Genomic DNA, 17,457 nt, shown 5'->3' on the forward strand with positions numbered 1-17,457 from the left:
CCGACCTACGGCTGGCTGTCTATATTTCAGACGGCATCGGATGGATTGTAGATTAAACTGCCAGATGTGCATCTAGGGATACGCATACGGTAACCGTAGGGTGGGTTCAAGAACCCTGCCTATAGTTACTTAGCCAATACGCGTTTATCTGCCAATCCTGTCAATCTTGAAAAATTTTCTTTTTGTTTCAATTCACCCCAAGAAAACTGATGCAACCGCTCCCATCGAAAGTCATCTTGCCGAGTTGAAATCCAGACTCCTTCAAGCGCAACCAAGCCAAAGCCATCACACCCCAAACGCAAAGCATAAGACTTTGCCTGCAGGAAGGCATCTTTTAACTGTCTTTCATTAGCAATACGATATTTGGCTTCCCAAATAAATCGGGCACTCTCTTCTCCACGTCGATCATTTGCAAATAGGGCATAATCAGGAAAAACACGATCATTACGCCCCATTCTTAAAGTCATCTGCCTTAGCCAATCATTTTCATCAAACCCTAATCGTTTCAACAATGGTTCAAGTAAAGTAATTTCTACATCCCGCTCATTACTTAAATTGCCAAAATCAGGCTCGTCCAAAAATGGTAATTTTGGCAGTATAGAAACATCAAAGTTTTTAGATTTCAATATCTCTATGATTGCATTGTATTCATCTGATGTACATTCTCTTCCATTCACTCCTTGCATATTGGCTTTAACCAAACCTTTTTCTTTCCAAACTGGGTTACTTTTCAATTCATATAAACGAATCGTCGGAATGACTATGGGAAAGCCTACCCAAACTCGTTCAGGATAGTAACTAAATGGATCATAGTAGGTAGGAGATACTGCGCGGAAGATAGCCGTCAATCCGCTATACGGGGACAAACTATACAATAAAATAATATCCCCTATTTTCGTTTGCGGATTTCCCTGCCAAAAAGTTCGATATGTTTCTCCATTCTTCCCTAATAAATCCGTATCCTCTTTGGTTCCTCCGCTGATATAAATATTGATTGCATCAGGCAATTCATCGGTATTAATAAAGTCAGGTAGGGTTTTTAACGAAAAATCATATAGAAAACAATTTAATTCTATATAGTCTAATGAATATTTTTTCCGAAATTCGTATATCTCTCGGCATAAATTTCCATAGTAAAGGAAACGATCACGGTATTTCTGTTTACTTGGCGGTATTGGCAAAGGTATATCAAATGACTGGAAAACTCTTTCTAACAAGAAAAACCGGTTAGTAAAAAAATACGGAATATAATGTTCAGGGTCTTTTAGATACAAAAACAATGAAATTACATCTAACTTTGCCAATTTGTCCCTACATTCCTTTTTATCACTTCCAGCAAGAAAAGAATCAACAAATCTTTCAAACTTTTCAATTGCCTGCTCAATATTCTTAGCACGTTCCCAATCTGAAAATTTTGCTGATAGGTCTTCAAAAGTTTCTATCCAATAACCTTCGCTTTCCTGTGTATATCCCTGCTTAAATAAATAGGCGTATATTTCCTTCCATTTTTCTTCTTTTACCCATACAGATAAATTTTCAAAGAAGTTTTTAGTTTCTCTTGCTGAATCAGTTTGCAGATAACAATCAAAAACATAGCGATTAAAATACATACCACCTCCTCAATGCGCTTCTTCCCAATTCATTCCTACGCCCACTTCCGCCACCAGCGGCACGTTCAACATCCCTCCGTCCACTTTCGCCATAATCTGCGGCAGTTTTCCTTTCACTAAATCCAGTTCGGCTTCGGGTACTTCCAACACTAATTCGTCATGTACCTGCATAATCAGTTTGCTTTGCAAGAGGTCATCTGAAAGCCAGCGGGATACGTCTATCATGGCGCGTTTGATGAGGTCGGACGCAGTGCCCTGCATGGGGGCGTTGATGGCGGCGCGTTCGGCTCCGGCGCGGGCGTTGGCGTTTTTGTTGTGGATGTCGGGCAGGTAGAGGCGGCGGCCGAACAGGGTTTCGACAAAGCCTTGTGCGGCGGCTTGTTCTTTGGTGCGCTGCATGTATTCGGCGACGCCGGGATAGCGGGCGAAGTAGCGGTCGATAAAGTTTTTGGCGGAGATGTTGTCGATACCCAGTGATTTGGCGAGGCCGTATTGGCCCATGCCGTAAATGAGGCCGAAGTTGATGGTTTTGGCGTAGCGGCGTTGTTCGGACGAGACGTTTTCGGGGGCGATGCCGAATACTTCGGCGGCGGTGCGGCGGTGTACGTCTTCGCCGTTTTGGAACGCGGCAATGAGGGTTTTGTCGCCGGAGAGGTGCGCCATGATGCGCAGCTCGATTTGGGAATAGTCGGCGGAAACGATGACGCTGCCTTGCGGTGCGGTGAAGGCGCGGCGCACGCGGCGGCCTTCGGCGGTGCGGATGGGGATGTTTTGCAGGTTGGGGTTGTTGCTGGCGAGGCGGCCGGTAATGGCGACGGCTTGGGCGTAGGTGGTGTGCACGCGGCCGTCTTTGGGCGAAATCATTTCGGGCAGTTTGTCGGTGTAGGTGGATTTGAGCTTCGCTAGACTGCGGTTTTGCAGGATGATTTTGGGCAGGGGGTAGTCGGGCGCGAGCTGTTCGAGCACGGCTTCGTTGGTGGAAATGCCGCCTTTGGCGGTTTTTTTCAGGCCTTTGGTGGGGATGCCCATTTTGTCGAACAGGATTTCTTGCAGCTGTTTGGGCGAGTTGAGGTTGAACGGCTGGCCTGCGGCGGCATAGGCTTCCTGTTCGAGCTTCATCAGCTCAGCGCCGAGTTCTGCGCTTTGGCGGGCGAGTTCGGCACGGTCGATTTGTACGCCGTTGCGTTCCATTTCAAACAATACCTGCGCGACGGGCAGCTCCATTTTTTCATACATTTCAAGCTGTTTGGCGTCCATTTGCGCACGCAGGTGCGCTTCGAGGCGCAGGGCGAAATCTGCGTCTTGGGCGGCGTATTCGGTCGCCTGCTCAATGGCGACGTCGGCAAAACCGATTTGCTTCGCGCCTTTGCCACACAGCGATTCGTAGGTAATGGTTTCCAAGCCGAGCCAGCGTTCGGACAATTCGTCCAAGCCGTGTCCGAGATGGCTCTCGATGATGTAGGAAGCGAGCATGGCGTCGCCGGCAATGCCGTTCAGGGCGATGCCGTAGTTGGCGAAAACGTGTTGGTCGTATTTGAGGTTTTGCCCGATTTTTTTCAGGGCGGGGTTTTCCAAATGCGGTTTCAGACGACCTAATACATCCTGCAAATCAAGCTGTTCTGGCGCAGCAGTCAGGCTGTGTCCTACGGGGATGTAAACCGCTTCGCCCGCTTGGAACGCGATGCTGATGCCGACCAGCGAGGCGTTCATCGCGTCTAAAGATGTGGTTTCCGTATCAATACCGATTTTGTCCGCCTGCGACAGTTTGTCCAACAAGGCGGCAAACTGCGCTTCGGTGGTAACGGCTTGATAATCCAGTTTTTCGGGCGCAACGGCTTTTTCATGTAGCCTTTCAGACGACGTTTCCATGTCCAACGCTGCCTGTTCGCCTATTGTATCGCTGCCAAACAAATCGCCGTCCGCTGCTTCGTGCATACGGCTTTCTGCTTCTTTCAGCCAAGTGCGGAAGCCCCAGCGTTTGAAATCGACCGCAAGCTGCGACCATTTCGGCGAAGTACGGCGAAGGCTTTCGAGGCCGTCTGAAAGCTCGGTGTGCAAGTCCACATCGGTTTTAATCGTCACCAAATCATACGAAAGTGGCAGTTGGGGCAGCGCGGCTTGCAGGTTTTCGCCGACCTTGCCCTTGATTTCCGCAGCGTGTTCCATCACACCATCCAGCGAGCCGTAGGCTTCCAGCCACTTCACCGCCGTTTTCGGGCCGCACTTCTCCACGCCCGGCACATTGTCCACCTTGTCGCCCATCAGTGCGAGATAATCGCGGATTTGGTCGGGGCGCACACCGAATTTTTCCTTCACGCCTTCAATGTCCAGCGTTTCGCCGCTCATCGTGTTCACCAGCGTAACGCGCTCGTTCACCAATTGCGCCATGTCCTTATCGCCAGTGGACACCACCACATTCCAACCCGCTTCGCCGGCCATCGCCGCCAGCGTGCCGATCACGTCGTCCGCTTCGACTTGCGGAATGACCAACACCGGCCAGCCCATCAGCCGCACCAAATCCGGCAAGGCTTCCGCTTGCGGGCGCAAATCGTCCGGCATCGGCGGGCGCGTCGCCTTATAGTCGGGGAACATCTCGTGGCGGAAATTCTTGCCCTTCGCATCAAACACCACCGCGCAATAATCGTGCACATAATCCGCCCGCAGACGGCGCAACATGTTCAACACGCCGTAAAGCGCACCCGTCGGCGCACCGTCAGGCGCAGTCAATTGCGCCATTGCATGATATGCGCGGTAGAGATAAGAAGAGCCGTCAACGAGGAGAAGGGTGGGTTTGGACATGGTGAACTTGCTTGAAATAAGTGAAAAATAGATGGATGGATTATAAAGGAAAAGGCAAGAGGTCGTCTGAAAGCAAGTTTTCATGGCATAACACGTTCCACTCAAAACGCCCTTCCCTTTTCGCGACCAGACCGTTAGACATTGCCGTAAAAAGGTCGTCTGAACTTTCAGACGACCTTTTTGCATACCTGCAACACGCTATTCGTCAATACTCCGCCGAATGCCAAAACGGCTGCCCTACGGTCGGCGTACTGGCTTGTGCTTTGGTGCGCGCCTCGACCGGTTCGGCTTCAAATGCCAACCGTCCGGATTCGACGGCGAGTGCGAAGGCGCGCGCCATGTTGACGGGGTCGCCGCTGCGGGAAACGGCGGTGTTCAGCAATACGCCGTCAAACCCCCATTCCATCACTTGCGCCGCCTGCGAGGGCAAACCCAAGCCTGCGTCGATAATCAGCGGCGTGTCGGGCAGGCGTTCGCGTAGGACGTTCAGCGCATAGGCGTGAACCGCGCCCAAACCCGTGCCGATCGGCGCTGCCCACGGCATCAGCGCCTGACAGCCTGCGTCAAGCAGGCGGCGGCAGGCGACCAGGTCTTCGGTGCAATAAGGCAGCACTTTGAAGCCGTCTTTAATCAGGATTTCCGCTGCTTCGACAAGCTGGAACACGTCGGGCTGCAACGTGTCGTCGTCGCCGATAAGTTCGAGTTTGATCCAATCGGTTTCAAACACTTCACGCGCCATCTGCGCCGTCGTTACCGCTTCCTGCACGCTTTGGCAGCCTGCTGTGTTCGGCAGTACGGGCACGCCGCTTTCTTGCAATAGCGACCAAAACCCTTGCCCGTGTGCCTCACCGCCGTTTCCCGCGCGGCGCAGCGAAACGGTAATCATCGCGGGTTGGGAAATTTGGACGGATTGTTTGAGGATTTCAGGGGTCGGATAGGCTGCCGTGCCGAGCAGCAGCCGTGAAGGGAAAGTTTCTCCGTATAGGGTGAGCATGATGGGTTCCTTTGTAAGGTTGTTCTGGGGACAGGGGTCGTCTGAAAAGGCAAAACCGCCTAACCGCCGACCACCGGCCGCACGATATCGACTTTATCGTTTTCGTTCAAAACCCTTTCCGCATACGCGCCTTTGGCGACAAATCCGGTATTCACCGCTACGGCAAAAGGCTTTTGCGGCGCGGTTTGGGCGATGAGGTCGGCGATGGTTGTGCCGTGAAGTTCGGCGGGTTCGCCGTTTAAGATGATGTTCATGGTTTCTCGATGTTTCGTAGGTAAGTTTCTTTATTCGCGATGCGCCTGTTCCTGCTTGAACCCGTCGCCCCATTCCTTCAATGCCGTCAGCACGGGCGCAAGCGTTTTGCCGTAGTCGGTCAGGCGGTATTCCACTCGTGGCGGGACTTCGGGATACACAGTACGCAAAATGATGCCGTCGGCCTCCAATGCGCGCAGTTGGGCGGTCAGCGTGCGCTGCGACACATCAGGCAGGATGCGGCGGATTTGGTTGAAGCGCAGCGTGCCGTCCGTGTGCAGGCGGTAGAGTATCGTTCCTTTCCATTTGCCGCCGATGACGGAAAGCGCGGCTTCCACCGAGCAGCCTTCGGCGCAGTCGTAGCTTGGGTGCGGTGTGCGGGGCATGGCAGTATCCTTTATGTAACTATATGAAAAATAAGTGCGTTCTTGTTAGTGGTGTGCTTCGGGCGCATGATACACGCTTTCAGACGACCTAACAGGAGAACATCATGAAAGCCATCGGTTTCAACCGCCCTTTGCCCGTTGCCAACCCTGAAGCCCTGCTCGACATCGAAATGCCCGAACCCGAACTGCGGCCGCACGATATTTTGGTTGCCGTGCAGGCGGTTTCGGTTAATCCTGTCGATGTGAAAGTTCGGGCGGCACATACGCCTGCGGCAGGGCAGTACCGCATATTGGGTTACGACGCGGCAGGCATTGTTCAGGCGGTCGGCAGCGAAGTGCGGAATTTCAAAGTCGGCGACGAAGTGTATTACGCGGGCGCCATCAACCGCCAAGGTTCGAACGCTCAATTACAGGCAGTGGACGCGCGCATTGCCGCCAAAAAGCCGCGTTCGCTGGATTTTGCCCAAGCCGCCGCGCTGCCATTGACGGCGATTACCGCATGGGAAACGCTGTTCGACCGCTTGGACGTCAACAAACCCGTGGCAGGCGGCGCCAATGCGCTGCTCTTAATCGGCGGTGCAGGCGGGGTCGGCTCGCTTGCCATCCAGTTGCTGAAAAAGCTGACCGGCATCCAAGTCATCGCCACCGCTTCCCGCCCCGAAAGCCGCGCGTGGGTGAAGGAATTGGGCGCGGATTTCGTCATCAACCATCATGAAAACATGGCGGAACAGATTGCCGCGTTAAATATCGGCGCGCCATCGTTTGTTTTTTCCACTAACCATACCGACCGCCATCTGCCGCAAATCGTGGAACTCATCGCCCCGCAAGGCAGAATCGCGCTGATTGACGACCCCGAAACGTTGGACGTGAACCCGCTCAAAGGCAAAAGCCTGTCGCTGCATTGGGAATTTATGTTTACCCGTCCGCTGCGCGAAACGGCAGACATCGAACGGCAGGGCGAAATCCTAGCCGAAACCGCGCGGCTGGTGGACGAAGGCATCATCCGCCCGACCGCCACACAAATCCTGCACGGCATCAATGCCGCTAACCTGCGCCACGCCCATGAGATGCTGGAGCGTGGGGATATGGTCGGCAAACTGGTGGTGGAAGGCTGGGACAACTGAATCCGCCGATTATTTTTGCGCCGTTATGCCCGCTTCTGCCTGTATGGCATCCGAAATGACGGCAATCGAATATCCTAATTGAGCAGGTCGTCTGAAATTTGGCTTTCAGACGACCTTATTCCTCCCACAAAGCCTGAAAAGCTTTAACCACCGCTTCGGGATTTTCCGCTTCGGTAACGGCACGGACGACGGCGAGGGAGGAAACGCCGGTGGCAAGGACGGCTTGGGCGTTGTTCAAATCGATGCCGCCGATGGCGACGACAGGCGTGCCGCCTGCCTGTTTCACATATTCGCGCAGTTTGTCCAATCCTTGCGGGGCGGTGGGCATTTGCTTGGTCGTGGTCGGGAAAATCGCGCCGCTGGCGACGTAGCTGGGGTGTACGGACAGGGCGCGGTCGAGTTCGGCGACGGAGTGCGTACTCAAACCCAAACGTAAACCGGCGGCGGCGATGGCGGCGAGGTCGGCGGTGTCCATGTCTTCCTGTCCGAGATGCACACCGTATGCGCCCGCTTCTATCGCCTCGCGCCAGTGGTCGTTGATGAAAAGCTGCGTGCGGCTGCCCTGACAGGCGGCGACGCAGCGGGCGATTTCGCGTTTCAATTCATCGCCGTGCAGGGTTTTGCAGCGCAGTTGCACCGTGTCGGCACCTGCTTCGACCATGCGTTCCACCCAATCGGCTGTGGGAACGACGGCGTAGAATTTAAGCGGGGATTTTAGGGGCGGGAAGGTCATGGGGTGTCCTTTTAAGTTATCGCTGATGGCGTTCCTGCAGGCGTTCGGTATGCGCCCGCAGTTTTTCGCCGTCGGCTTGGTATTCGTTTGAAGACAGCACGGCAGTTGCCGCTTCTATTTCCTGTGGCAGCAATAAGGTCGTCTGAAAACGTCTGATATAGGATGCTGCCTGTCTGATACGGCAGACATTCGGCGGCATTTGCGTTTTCAGTTCACAATCGCCGAGGAAAACCACCATCGAATGAAATTTTTCTTCCGGCAGTTGCAGCAGTTCGGATAATGCCTTGATGTGTGCGTAATTCTGGCGCAACGGATTTTGAAAGTAGTGTTTCTGTTTATAGACGACTTGTGTCCATTTCGATTGCTTTTCGCTGCCGAAAATCCAACCTGTGTAATTCTTTGTTTCTATGACAAATATCCCGAAAACCGAAACATAGATATGGTCGATTTGCGTCGTGCCGCTGCGGGATGGAATAATCAAATCGTGAAATTCGATATAGGTTTCTTCATCCAAATCTTTTCCGATTACTGAACGGACTGCTCGTTCGCCTATGCGTCCTTTCACTTTGGGATTTTGGAGCAGCGCTTTCAAAAAAAGCAGGGGAATGACGAGCAGGAAAATCCAAAATATACCTGACAGGTTTCCCATTGCTTGTTCAATCATGACGTTTTCCTTTTTGTTTTATTGTTTAAGTTAAGGTGAGCAGCTTGGTATAGCCATCTAATGGGGTCGTCTGAAAACATCGAGTATTCACATTCATACCGTAAAGTAGAAGACGGATGACACTTGATGGGAAGCTTCCACTTTTATAACCAACGGCGAACGCGCCGACAGTAAGACTCGTACTCTGCACCGAATTTCTGCGCCAAAACGCGTTCTTCTGGCATGATTTGAAAACGCGTCATATAGGCAACAAATGCAGCCAAAAACAACCACGGCAGCGGGTGCGCCAAATAGCCCGCCCAGGCGACCAGCCAGCAGCCCAGACCCGCATACATCGGGTTGCGGCTGAAACGGTACACGCCGTCTGAAACGAAGTGTTCGGTTTGTTCGGGGTTGAGCGGGCTGACGGTCGTGCGCACACGGCGAAACGCCCACACACCTAATACGCCCAACGTCGTCCCAAATACCATCAAAACAACCGACAGCAATATAGGAAAGCGCGGCAGTATGCCGACCAAAGCCGACACTTGGGCAGAGATGTACATCAACAACGCACAAATAAAACATATCGCCGGCGGCGGAATTTTGGTTTCTAAATTCATATTGTTGCCTTTATAAAACTGATGGCGCGACGTTTTCAGACGACCTCAAACTTATTTTCCAATATACGCCAAACCGCTTTCTTCATCACGTTCGGGCGCGTCTTTTCCGTCAAACAGTGCCACTGCCAATCTGACGGCGGCGGCGGTTACGGCGGGGGAAATCATGAAGCCGTGACGGAAAAGGCCGTTGATTTCAATCAGGCGTCGGGCGCGGCTGTAACGGATTTCGGGATTGTGGTGGTTGAGCGTGGGGCGCAGTCCGGTGGCGATTTCGAGGATGTCGGCTTCGCCGAAAGCAGGGTGGACGGCATAGAGTGCCGATAAAAGTTCCAACCCTGAACGCACACTGGCGGGGGCTTGGCTTTCGCTTTCAATTTGGGTCGCACCGATGACGAAGACGTGGTTTTCTTTCGGGGCGATGTAGAGCGGGTAACGTGGATGGAGCAGGCGCACGGGGCGGTTTAGCATGATTTCGGGCGTGTAAACCCTCGCCACTTCGCCGCGTATGCCGCGCAAGGTGCTTGTGTGTTCGGGGGATTGGTTCCACGCAGTTTTTGCGCCGTAACCGCGGCAGTCGATCAGCCAGTCGTATTGGGCTTGCAGGTCGTCGGGGGCGCATTCGTGTTCCCAGTGGCAAGGGACGTTCAGTTCGTCCAAAGCGTCGGCAAGTGCAGACAACATCTGCCGCCCGTCGAGTTGACCTTCGGTCGGCAGGTAGATGCCGTCTGAAAAACGTCCTGCGAGTTGCGGTTCGCGTTCGGCGATTTCATCGGCGTGCCAACGGATGATTTCGTCATTCGCCACGCCGCCGCGTTTAAGATGGCGGACGAACTCGCCGGATAAAGGTTTGTCCTGACCGTGCCACACGATCAGGCTGCCGTTCTCCTGCATCATGGTCGGCGTTTTCAGACGACCTCTGATGTTGCGCCAAAGCGGAATGCTCTGTCTGCCCAGTTTGATGACTTCAGGCGTAGCTTCGACCGCTTCCGCAGCAGGCGCGAGCATGGCGGCGGCAACATAAGCGGCGGCGTGTTCGCCTTTGCGCCCGCCCTTGTCAAAGAGGGCAACGGATAAACCTTGTACTGCAAGTTGTAAAGCAGTCAGACGGCCGCAGAGGCCGCCGCCGAGAATGGCGATACGGGGCATGGTGAATTCCTTTGCAGTATTTGGGCAGTCGGGAGGACGAAAGATAAGACGGAAGCGGAATCCACCGAATGGCGGGAAATGCGGGAAAGGGAACGGAAGCCTGAAAAGGCGTTTGACAGCTTGTTTCCTACGCAGGCATTACCCCGACAGGTTCTACGGATTCCGCTGGCGCGGTCTCAGCTGTTTGCGGGAACAAGCAGCACTCCGACAAGAAAAATATGAAGTTTATACAGATTTGTTTATTTTGGCAAAAGATCGTCTGAAAATACAAGTTTTCATGAAGTAAAATACTTTAAAAAAGTAATTTTCCAAATCAATCTTGGCACTTTGTCCAAATGAAACGCTCTATTAAAGAAATTTGTTTCAAAACACGAAAATGAAAAACATCAAATACAAACAAATAACGATAAATAAATAATTACCTAAACTAAAAAATAATTTATAGCATGCAATTCAACATCTTGAATTACTAATAAAAAATGTCATCCGCAATGCGGATGACACTTAATTTCGAAGCAATTATTCGCTAACTGTATTATCAGCTTTATCAACCAATTCAACGAGTGCTAACGGGGCATTATCGCCTTTTCGGAAACCATACTTCAGCACGCGAACATAGCCACCATTTCGGGCAGCAAAGCGTGGACCCAATTCATCAAACAATTTAACCACAACATCACGATCACGAGTGCGGTCAAATGCCAAACGACGGTTTGCCAAGGAAGGTTTTTTACCCAATGTAATCAAGGGTTCTACTACGCGGCGCAATTCTTTAGCTTTAGGCAAAGTTGTCACAATAGTCTCGTGAGTCAACAATGAGTTCGCCATATTACGCAGCATTGCAGCGCGATGGCTGCTTGTACGGTTTAATTTGCGGTTACCATTACGATGACGCATGTCATTATCCTTTAATCTTCAAACTTACGGCTTTTCTAAGCCTACAGGCGGCCAAGCTTCCAATTTGGAACCCAGTGTCAAGCCTTTAGATGCCAACACCTCTTTGATTTCATTCAAAGACTTACGACCCAAATTCGGAGTTTTAAGAAGCTCTGTTTCAGTACGTTGAATCAAATCGCCAATATAATAAATATCTTCAGCTTTCAGACAATTAGCTGAACGTACAGTTAATTCCAAATCATCTACCGGGCGCAGCAGGATAGGATCAATAGGAGGAGCTTTTTCTTCAACTTCTTCTACTGGAGTACCTTGCAAATCAGCAAAGATAGACATTTGATCAATTAAAATACGAGCGGCACTACGTACAGCTTCTTCAGGATCAATAGAACCATCAGTTTCAATATCCAAAACCAACTTATCTAAATCCGTACGCTGCTCTACGCGTGCAGGTTCAACTTCAAAGCTAACACGACTGATGGGCGAAAAGCTCGCATCCAACTGAATCGCACCAATCTGACGGTTCTCATCGCGCACAACACGACGACCGGAAACAGATTGATAGCCACGCCCCTGCTCAACTTTGATTTCCATCTCAATTTGACCGTTCTCAGCCAAATGACAAATAATATGCTCAGGATTTAAAATTTCCACATCATGTGGTAATTCGATATCACCGGCAACAACAGCACCGGCACCTGACTTTTTCAAAGTTAACTGAACTTGGCCACGTCCATGCAGCTTAAATACAATACCTTTGACATTCAATAAAATATCGACAACATCTTCTTGAACACCATCAACAGTAGAGTATTCGTGCAACACACCGGAAATGGCCACTTCAGTAGGAGCAAAACCATTCATGGATGACAGTAAGATACGACGCAAAGCATTACCTAAAGTATGACCAAAACCGCGCTCAAACGGCTGCATAGATACTTTTGCACGAGTTGTAGATAAAGTATCGACATCAATTTGACGAGGTTTCAAAAATTCGGTTGTGCTATTTTGCATTTAACTGTCCCTCACTGAGCTAGCATTATTTAGAGTAGAATTCTACCACCAGCTGTTCATTAATATCGCCAGTTAATTCTGAACGATCCGGCATATTTTTAAATACACCTTCCAATTTGTCTGCATCAACAGAAACCCAGCTTGGCAAACCGATTTGAGTTGCTAAACTTAAAGCTTCTTGAATACGAACTTGTTTTTTAGCTTTCTCACGAACAGCTACAACATCACCTGCTTTAACTTGGAAAGAAGGAATATTTACAACCTGACCGTTAACGGTAATTGCTTTATGAGAAACCAGCTGACGTGCTTCTGCACGAGTCGAGCCAAATCCCATGCGATATACTACATTATCCAAACGAGATTCTAACAATTGCAACAGTAATTCACCGGTAGAGCCTTTACGTCGATCTGCTTCTGCAAAATAGCGACGGAATTGACGTTCCAAAACGCCATAAATACGACGAATCTTTTGCTTTTCACGCAGTTGCAAGCCATAGTCAGACAAACGTGGTTTCTTTACACCATGCTGACCAGGAGCTGAATCAAGTTTACATTTAGAATCCAAAGAACGACGAGCGCTCTTCAAAAATAAATCGGTGCCTTCTCGACGAGCCAATTTACATTTAGGGCCAATATAACGTGCCATGTTTCAATCACTCCTTTAAATACGACGTTTTTTAGGCGGACGGCAACCGTTATGAGGCAACGGAGTAACGTCAGTAATACTGGTAATTTTAAAACCAAGAGCGTTGAGTGCACGTACAGAAGACTCTCGACCAGGGCCAGGACCTTTTATACGAACTTCTAAATTTTTAACGCCATATTCTTGGGCAACTTTACCAGCTGCTTCTGCAGCTACCTGAGCTGCAAATGGTGTACTTTTACGAGAACCTTTAAAACCAGCACCGCCAGAGGTAGCCCAAGACAATGCATTGCCTTGACGGTCAGTGATTGTAATGATGGTATTGTTGAAAGAAGCATGTACATGCACAATACCTTCGCTTACGGTTTTACGTACTTTTTTACGTACACGCGAAGCTGTGTTTGCTTTAGCCATTAATAAAATTCCTTAAAAATTATTTTTTACCAGCAATCGCTTTACGCGGACCTTTACGGGTACGAGCATTTGTGCGAGTGCGTTGACCACGACAAGGCAAACCGCGACGATGACGGAAACCACGATAACAACCCATGTCCATCAATCGCTTGATGCTCATCGTTACTTCACGACGCAAGTCACCTTCTACTTCATATTTAGCAACTTGTTCACGCAAAGCGTCTAATTGAGCCTCGTCCAAATCTTTTGCTTTAGTAGTGGGAGCAATATTTGCTGCCTCGCAAATCAATTTAGCACGAGTAGCACCAATACCATAAATAGCCTGCAAGCCAATTACGATATGTGCATTATTAGGGATATTTACCCCTGCAATACGAGCCATATTTTTTCCTTTAAACGGCAAAGTTCGTCACTATACCACAAAGTCTTACTAAAAGAAAAGTTCCCTTAGCCTTGACGTTGTTTGTGACGAGGATCAGTACAAATTACACGAACTACTCGATTACGACGGATAATCTTACAGTTGCGGCAAATTTTCTTTACAGACGGTTGTACACGCATTATATTTCCTTATATCGTTTTATCTAGCTCGGAAGACAATCCGAGCTCGAGTTAAATCATAAGGTGTCAGTTCTACCGTCACCTTATCCCCAGGAGAGATCCGGATATAGTGCATACGCATTTTCCCGGAAATATGACCTAATACAACATGGTCATTCTCAAGCTTTACTTTAAAAGTTGCGTTAGGTAGAGTTTCAAGAATCTCCCCCTGCATTTGTATGGTATCTTCTTTAGCCATAATTCTACTTACGTGATAAAGATTTCATATCAAGACCGCTCATTAAACTCTCATATTGCTGAGTCATGCGGTAAGAGTTAATTTGGGTACTAAAGTCCATTGTCACTACAACTAAAATTAGTAAAGATGTACCACCCAAATAAAAAGGAACATTCAAAGCTGTTGTCAAGAACTCTGGAATTAAACAAATAGTTGTAATATATAATGCACCAAACAAAGTGAGGCGCAACACAACTTGTTCCAGATATTGCGAAGTTTGTTTACCTGGTCGAATTCCTGGCACGAAAGCACCGCTTTTCTTTAAATTCTCTGCCATTTCTTTTGGGCTAAAAACTAAGGCTGTATAAAAATAGCAAAAGAAAATAATTGCCACTGTAAATAGCAAAATATACAAAGCTTGTCCATGCTGAAGCAAACCAGCAATTTTATGCAACAAACTGCCTGTATCACTAGGACCAAACCAACTCAACAAAGTGGATGGAAACAAAATAATACTTGATGCGAAAATAGGAGGTATTACGCCTGCCATATTCAACTTAAAGGGCATATGCGTATTTGAACCTTGCATTACACCGCTGCCAACTTGGCGTTTTGCATAATGCACGGGAACTTTACGCTGAGCACTTTCAAAATATACAACAATATAAATTAACAGTAACGCACCAATAACAATTGACACAGCCGTTGGCATACCAATTGACCCTTGACTCGTTAAAGCCAATAATCTTGCGATACCGGAAGGAATACCGGCAGCAATACCAGCAGTAATAATCAAAGAAATACCATTCCCAATCCCACGCTCTGTAATCTGCTCACCTAACCACATCAGGAACATTGTACCTGTGACTAAGCTCACTACTGTAGAAATATGGAACTCCAAAGAATTAGTAACAACTACACCTTGCTGGAATACAAAAGTAGCTACACCAAAACTCTGTAAGATGGCCAATAGTACCGTACCATATCTTGTATATTTCGTAATAACTTTTCGACCAGCTTCACCTTCCTTTTTTAATGCCTTTAAAGAAGGAATAATTTCAGAAGCCAACTGAACAATTATTGATGCTGAAATATATGGCATGATGCCAATTGCAAATATACTAAAGCGCTCTAACGAACCACCAGAAAACATGTTCAACATGCCTAGTATGCCGTTCCCAGCGCTTTCGTATAATTTAGCTAAAGCAACAGCATCTACGCCAGGTACTGGGATATGTGCACCAATACGAAAAACAATTAACGCACCCAAAAGAAACGTTAGGCGTTTTTTCAGATCTCCAAATTTGGACAAGCCTGATAAAGATTGTTGATTAGCCACTGTAATGCAAGCCTTATTCTTCCACTTTACCACCAGCAGCTTCAATTGCTGCTTTAGCACCCTTAGTGGCCTTAATGCCTTTCAGGACAACAGCTTTTGAAAGCTCACCAGAGGCAATAACTTTCACATTAGAAACAGTTGCAGGAACCAACCCAGCTTGCTTGAGAACCAATACATCAATCTCATTTACAGCAAGTAAGTTCAATTCACTCAAACGAATCTCAGCATTTGCAGCAGCAGTCAATGATTTAAAACCACGTTTTGGTAGGCGACGTTGTAAAGGCATTTGACCGCCTTCAAAACCTACTTTATGAAAACCACCAGAACGGCTTTTTTGACCTTTATGACCACGACCACCGGTTTTACCTAAACCGCTACCAATACCACGACCCACACGACGACGGGCGTGGGTAGCACCCTCAGTAGGTTGAATAGAATTTAGAAACATATCAAGCCTCCACTTTCAACAAGTAGCTGATTTTGTTAATCATACCACGGTTTTCAGGGGTATCTAAAACCTCTACCGTATGCTCACGATGACGCAAACCTAAACCGCGAGCACATGCACGATGAGATTCAATTGTACCAATCAGGCTCTTCACCAATGTAACTTTAATCTTTTTTTGCTCAGTCATGGCTTGCTCCTAAAATGTCTTCTACTGTTAAGCCACGTTTAGCAGCAATATCTGCAGGTGTATACAACTTAGACAAGCCGTCTAATGTAGCTCGTACAATGTTATAAGGATTTGTAGAACCATGCACTTTAGCAGAAATGTTATGAATACCCATAGCATCAAAAACTAAGCGCATAGGACCACCTGCCTTTACACCACTACCTTCTTTAGCAGGCTGCATAAAGACCTTGGTAGCGCCATGACGTCCAATAACCTCATGATGAATCGTACCATTTTTTAGAGGCACTTTAATCATAGAGCGACGAGCCTGATCCATTGCTTTTTGAACAGCTACCGGCACTTCTTTTGACTTACCTTTGCCCATACCAATACGACCATCTCCATCACCAACAACAGTTAGTGCAGAAAAAGCCATGATACGACCACCTTTAACTACTTTAGTTACGCGATTAACTGCGACCATTTTTTCAATCAGGCCGTCACCGCGTTCTTCAATTTCATGTTTTGCCATCTGAAAGTCTCCAATTATTAGAAGCTTAAACCATTTTCACGTGCAGCTTCAGCCAAAGCTTTCACACGACCGTGATATTGGAAACCTGAACGATCAAAAGCAACTTTTTCTACACCTACTGCTTTAGCTTTCTCAGCAATACGCTTGCCAACCACTGCAGCTGCTTCGACGTTGCTACCAGATTTCAGGCTACCACGTACCTCAGCTTCCAATGTAGAGGCTTGAGCCAATACTTTATCACCTTCAGCACTAATTACTTGAGCATAAATATGATTATTGCTACGGAACACACATAATCTTACCATTTTCAAGTCCGCAATTCGCGCACGGGTTTTGCGTGCACGACGGAGTCGGGTTGCATGTTTATCCATTAGTGAACCTCAATTATTTTTTCTTGGCTTCTTTCATCACTACCACTTCGCCTACATAACGAACACCTTTACCTTTATAAGGTTCAGGAGAACGGAAAGCACGAATTTCAGCAGCAACTTGACCAATCACTTGTTTATCTGCACCAGTCAAAACGATTTCTGTTTGGCTAGGGGTTTGAACAGAAACACCTTCAGGCATTTCATATACGATTGGATGGGAAAAACCTAAAGACAAGTTTAAAACTTTGCCTTGAGCTTGAGCACGGTAACCCACACCAATCAACTGCAGTTTTTTCTCAAAACCTTCAGAAACACCTTTAACCATATTATTAACTAATGCACGGGCAGTACCAGACATAGCATTTGCCTGTTTACTGTCATTTTTTGCAGCAAAAGTTAATTTACCATCGTTTAATTCAATGGCTACATCAGAATGCAAAGGAAAAGACAACTCACCATTCTTACCCTTGATAACCAATGCTTCTGTTCCAAATTTTACTTCTACACCAGCAGGAACAGTCACTGGGTTTTTTGCGACACGTGACATT

At 48.3% G+C, this 17,457-nt stretch carries 23 protein-coding genes and 1 riboswitch; of the genes, 1 reads left to right on the top strand and 22 read right to left on the bottom strand.

Annotated features, from left to right (window positions below; all coding sequences use genetic code 11):
• Positions 1-125: 125 nt before the first annotated feature.
• From J7445_RS09080 to J7445_RS09100, 5 genes are all read right to left on the bottom strand, one after another.
• Positions 126-1,610, bottom strand: a complete 1,485-nt coding sequence (locus tag J7445_RS09080; protein ID WP_070656405.1) for an EVE domain-containing protein — start codon at positions 1,608-1,610, stop codon at positions 126-128.
• Positions 1,611-1,619: 9 nt separating this feature from the next.
• A complete protein-coding gene (polA, locus tag J7445_RS09085) occupies positions 1,620-4,409 on the bottom strand; it encodes a DNA polymerase I (RefSeq protein WP_209283015.1) in 2,790 nt (929 codons plus the stop codon).
• 205 nt (positions 4,410-4,614) lie between these two features.
• Positions 4,615-5,403, bottom strand: a complete 789-nt coding sequence (locus tag J7445_RS09090; protein WP_209283016.1) for a thiazole synthase — start codon at positions 5,401-5,403, stop codon at positions 4,615-4,617.
• A gap of 59 nt (positions 5,404-5,462) precedes the next feature.
• A complete protein-coding gene (gene thiS, locus J7445_RS09095) occupies positions 5,463-5,657 on the bottom strand; it encodes a sulfur carrier protein ThiS (RefSeq protein WP_070656398.1) in 195 nt (64 codons plus the stop codon).
• 30 nt (positions 5,658-5,687) lie between these two features.
• Positions 5,688-6,041: a winged helix-turn-helix transcriptional regulator gene (locus tag J7445_RS09100; protein ID WP_003684634.1), complete on the bottom strand. Its 354-nt coding sequence runs from the start codon at positions 6,039-6,041 to the stop codon at positions 5,688-5,690.
• Positions 6,042-6,145: 104 nt separating this feature from the next.
• Between J7445_RS09100 and J7445_RS09105 the strand changes: the two genes are divergently transcribed.
• The gene (locus J7445_RS09105) at positions 6,146-7,165 is read left to right on the top strand and encodes a zinc-binding alcohol dehydrogenase family protein (RefSeq protein ID WP_070656395.1); all 1,020 of its coding nucleotides are present in this window, start codon (positions 6,146-6,148) and stop codon (positions 7,163-7,165) included.
• A 115-nt stretch (positions 7,166-7,280) separates the two neighbouring features.
• Here J7445_RS09105 and thiE read toward each other — a convergent pair whose 3' ends face one another.
• The 17 genes from thiE to rplF form a co-directional block, all read right to left on the bottom strand.
• Positions 7,281-7,898, bottom strand: a complete 618-nt coding sequence (gene thiE / locus J7445_RS09110) for a thiamine phosphate synthase (RefSeq protein ID WP_070656392.1) — start codon at positions 7,896-7,898, stop codon at positions 7,281-7,283.
• Positions 7,899-7,914: 16 nt separating this feature from the next.
• On the bottom strand, positions 7,915-8,562 hold the full coding sequence (locus J7445_RS09115; protein WP_070656389.1) for a nuclease-related domain-containing protein: 648 nt from the start codon (positions 8,560-8,562) through the stop codon (positions 7,915-7,917).
• A 143-nt stretch (positions 8,563-8,705) separates the two neighbouring features.
• Entirely contained in the window at positions 8,706-9,164 is a 459-nt protein-coding gene (locus J7445_RS09120; protein WP_070656387.1) for a methyltransferase family protein, read from the bottom strand.
• Between the two features lie 51 nt (positions 9,165-9,215).
• Positions 9,216-10,310, bottom strand: a complete 1,095-nt coding sequence (locus J7445_RS09125; protein WP_070656384.1) for an FAD-dependent oxidoreductase — start codon at positions 10,308-10,310, stop codon at positions 9,216-9,218.
• Between the two features lie 107 nt (positions 10,311-10,417).
• Positions 10,418-10,527: riboswitch (TPP riboswitch) on the bottom strand.
• Between the two features lie 302 nt (positions 10,528-10,829).
• Positions 10,830-11,207, bottom strand: a complete 378-nt coding sequence (rplQ, locus tag J7445_RS09130) for a 50S ribosomal protein L17 (protein ID WP_019271041.1) — start codon at positions 11,205-11,207, stop codon at positions 10,830-10,832.
• 24 nt (positions 11,208-11,231) lie between these two features.
• The gene (locus J7445_RS09135; RefSeq protein ID WP_019271040.1) at positions 11,232-12,218 is read right to left on the bottom strand and encodes a DNA-directed RNA polymerase subunit alpha; all 987 of its coding nucleotides are present in this window, start codon (positions 12,216-12,218) and stop codon (positions 11,232-11,234) included.
• 25 nt (positions 12,219-12,243) lie between these two features.
• Positions 12,244-12,864, bottom strand: coding sequence for a 30S ribosomal protein S4 (gene rpsD / locus J7445_RS09140; protein WP_070656381.1), 621 nt, complete (start codon positions 12,862-12,864; stop codon positions 12,244-12,246).
• Positions 12,865-12,879: 15 nt separating this feature from the next.
• A complete protein-coding gene (rpsK, locus tag J7445_RS09145; RefSeq protein WP_002216249.1) occupies positions 12,880-13,275 on the bottom strand; it encodes a 30S ribosomal protein S11 in 396 nt (131 codons plus the stop codon).
• Between the two features lie 19 nt (positions 13,276-13,294).
• Positions 13,295-13,657 (bottom strand): 30S ribosomal protein S13, encoded by a 363-nt coding sequence (rpsM, locus tag J7445_RS09150; RefSeq protein ID WP_003749295.1) that lies wholly within the window; start codon positions 13,655-13,657, stop codon positions 13,295-13,297.
• Positions 13,658-13,722: 65 nt separating this feature from the next.
• A complete protein-coding gene (gene rpmJ, locus J7445_RS09155; RefSeq protein ID WP_003697674.1) occupies positions 13,723-13,836 on the bottom strand; it encodes a 50S ribosomal protein L36 in 114 nt (37 codons plus the stop codon).
• Between the two features lie 19 nt (positions 13,837-13,855).
• Positions 13,856-14,074 (bottom strand): translation initiation factor IF-1, encoded by a 219-nt coding sequence (infA, locus tag J7445_RS09160; RefSeq protein WP_003684714.1) that lies wholly within the window; start codon positions 14,072-14,074, stop codon positions 13,856-13,858.
• A gap of 4 nt (positions 14,075-14,078) precedes the next feature.
• The gene (gene secY, locus J7445_RS09165) at positions 14,079-15,392 is read right to left on the bottom strand and encodes a preprotein translocase subunit SecY (RefSeq protein WP_070656423.1); all 1,314 of its coding nucleotides are present in this window, start codon (positions 15,390-15,392) and stop codon (positions 14,079-14,081) included.
• Positions 15,393-15,405: 13 nt separating this feature from the next.
• Complete coding sequence (gene rplO, locus J7445_RS09170) at positions 15,406-15,840, bottom strand: 50S ribosomal protein L15 (RefSeq protein WP_070656378.1); 435 nt, start codon at positions 15,838-15,840, stop codon at positions 15,406-15,408.
• A gap of 1 nt (position 15,841) precedes the next feature.
• On the bottom strand, positions 15,842-16,027 hold the full coding sequence (rpmD, locus tag J7445_RS09175; RefSeq protein WP_019271035.1) for a 50S ribosomal protein L30: 186 nt from the start codon (positions 16,025-16,027) through the stop codon (positions 15,842-15,844).
• Positions 16,020-16,538 carry a 30S ribosomal protein S5 gene (gene rpsE / locus J7445_RS09180; protein ID WP_003742903.1) on the bottom strand — a complete coding sequence of 173 codons (519 nt, stop codon included), beginning with the start codon at positions 16,536-16,538 and terminating at the stop codon, positions 16,020-16,022. The genes rpmD and rpsE overlap by 8 nt, the downstream gene beginning before the upstream one ends.
• A gap of 17 nt (positions 16,539-16,555) precedes the next feature.
• Positions 16,556-16,909 carry a 50S ribosomal protein L18 gene (gene rplR, locus J7445_RS09185; RefSeq protein ID WP_003742901.1) on the bottom strand — a complete coding sequence of 118 codons (354 nt, stop codon included), beginning with the start codon at positions 16,907-16,909 and terminating at the stop codon, positions 16,556-16,558.
• 13 nt (positions 16,910-16,922) lie between these two features.
• Positions 16,923-17,456, bottom strand: a complete 534-nt coding sequence (gene rplF, locus J7445_RS09190; protein ID WP_003742899.1) for a 50S ribosomal protein L6 — start codon at positions 17,454-17,456, stop codon at positions 16,923-16,925.
• Between the last annotated feature and the right edge of the window lies 1 nt (position 17,457).

Source organism: Neisseria sicca (genome assembly GCF_017753665.1).
Classification (GTDB): Bacteria; Pseudomonadota; Gammaproteobacteria; order Burkholderiales; family Neisseriaceae; genus Neisseria; species Neisseria flava.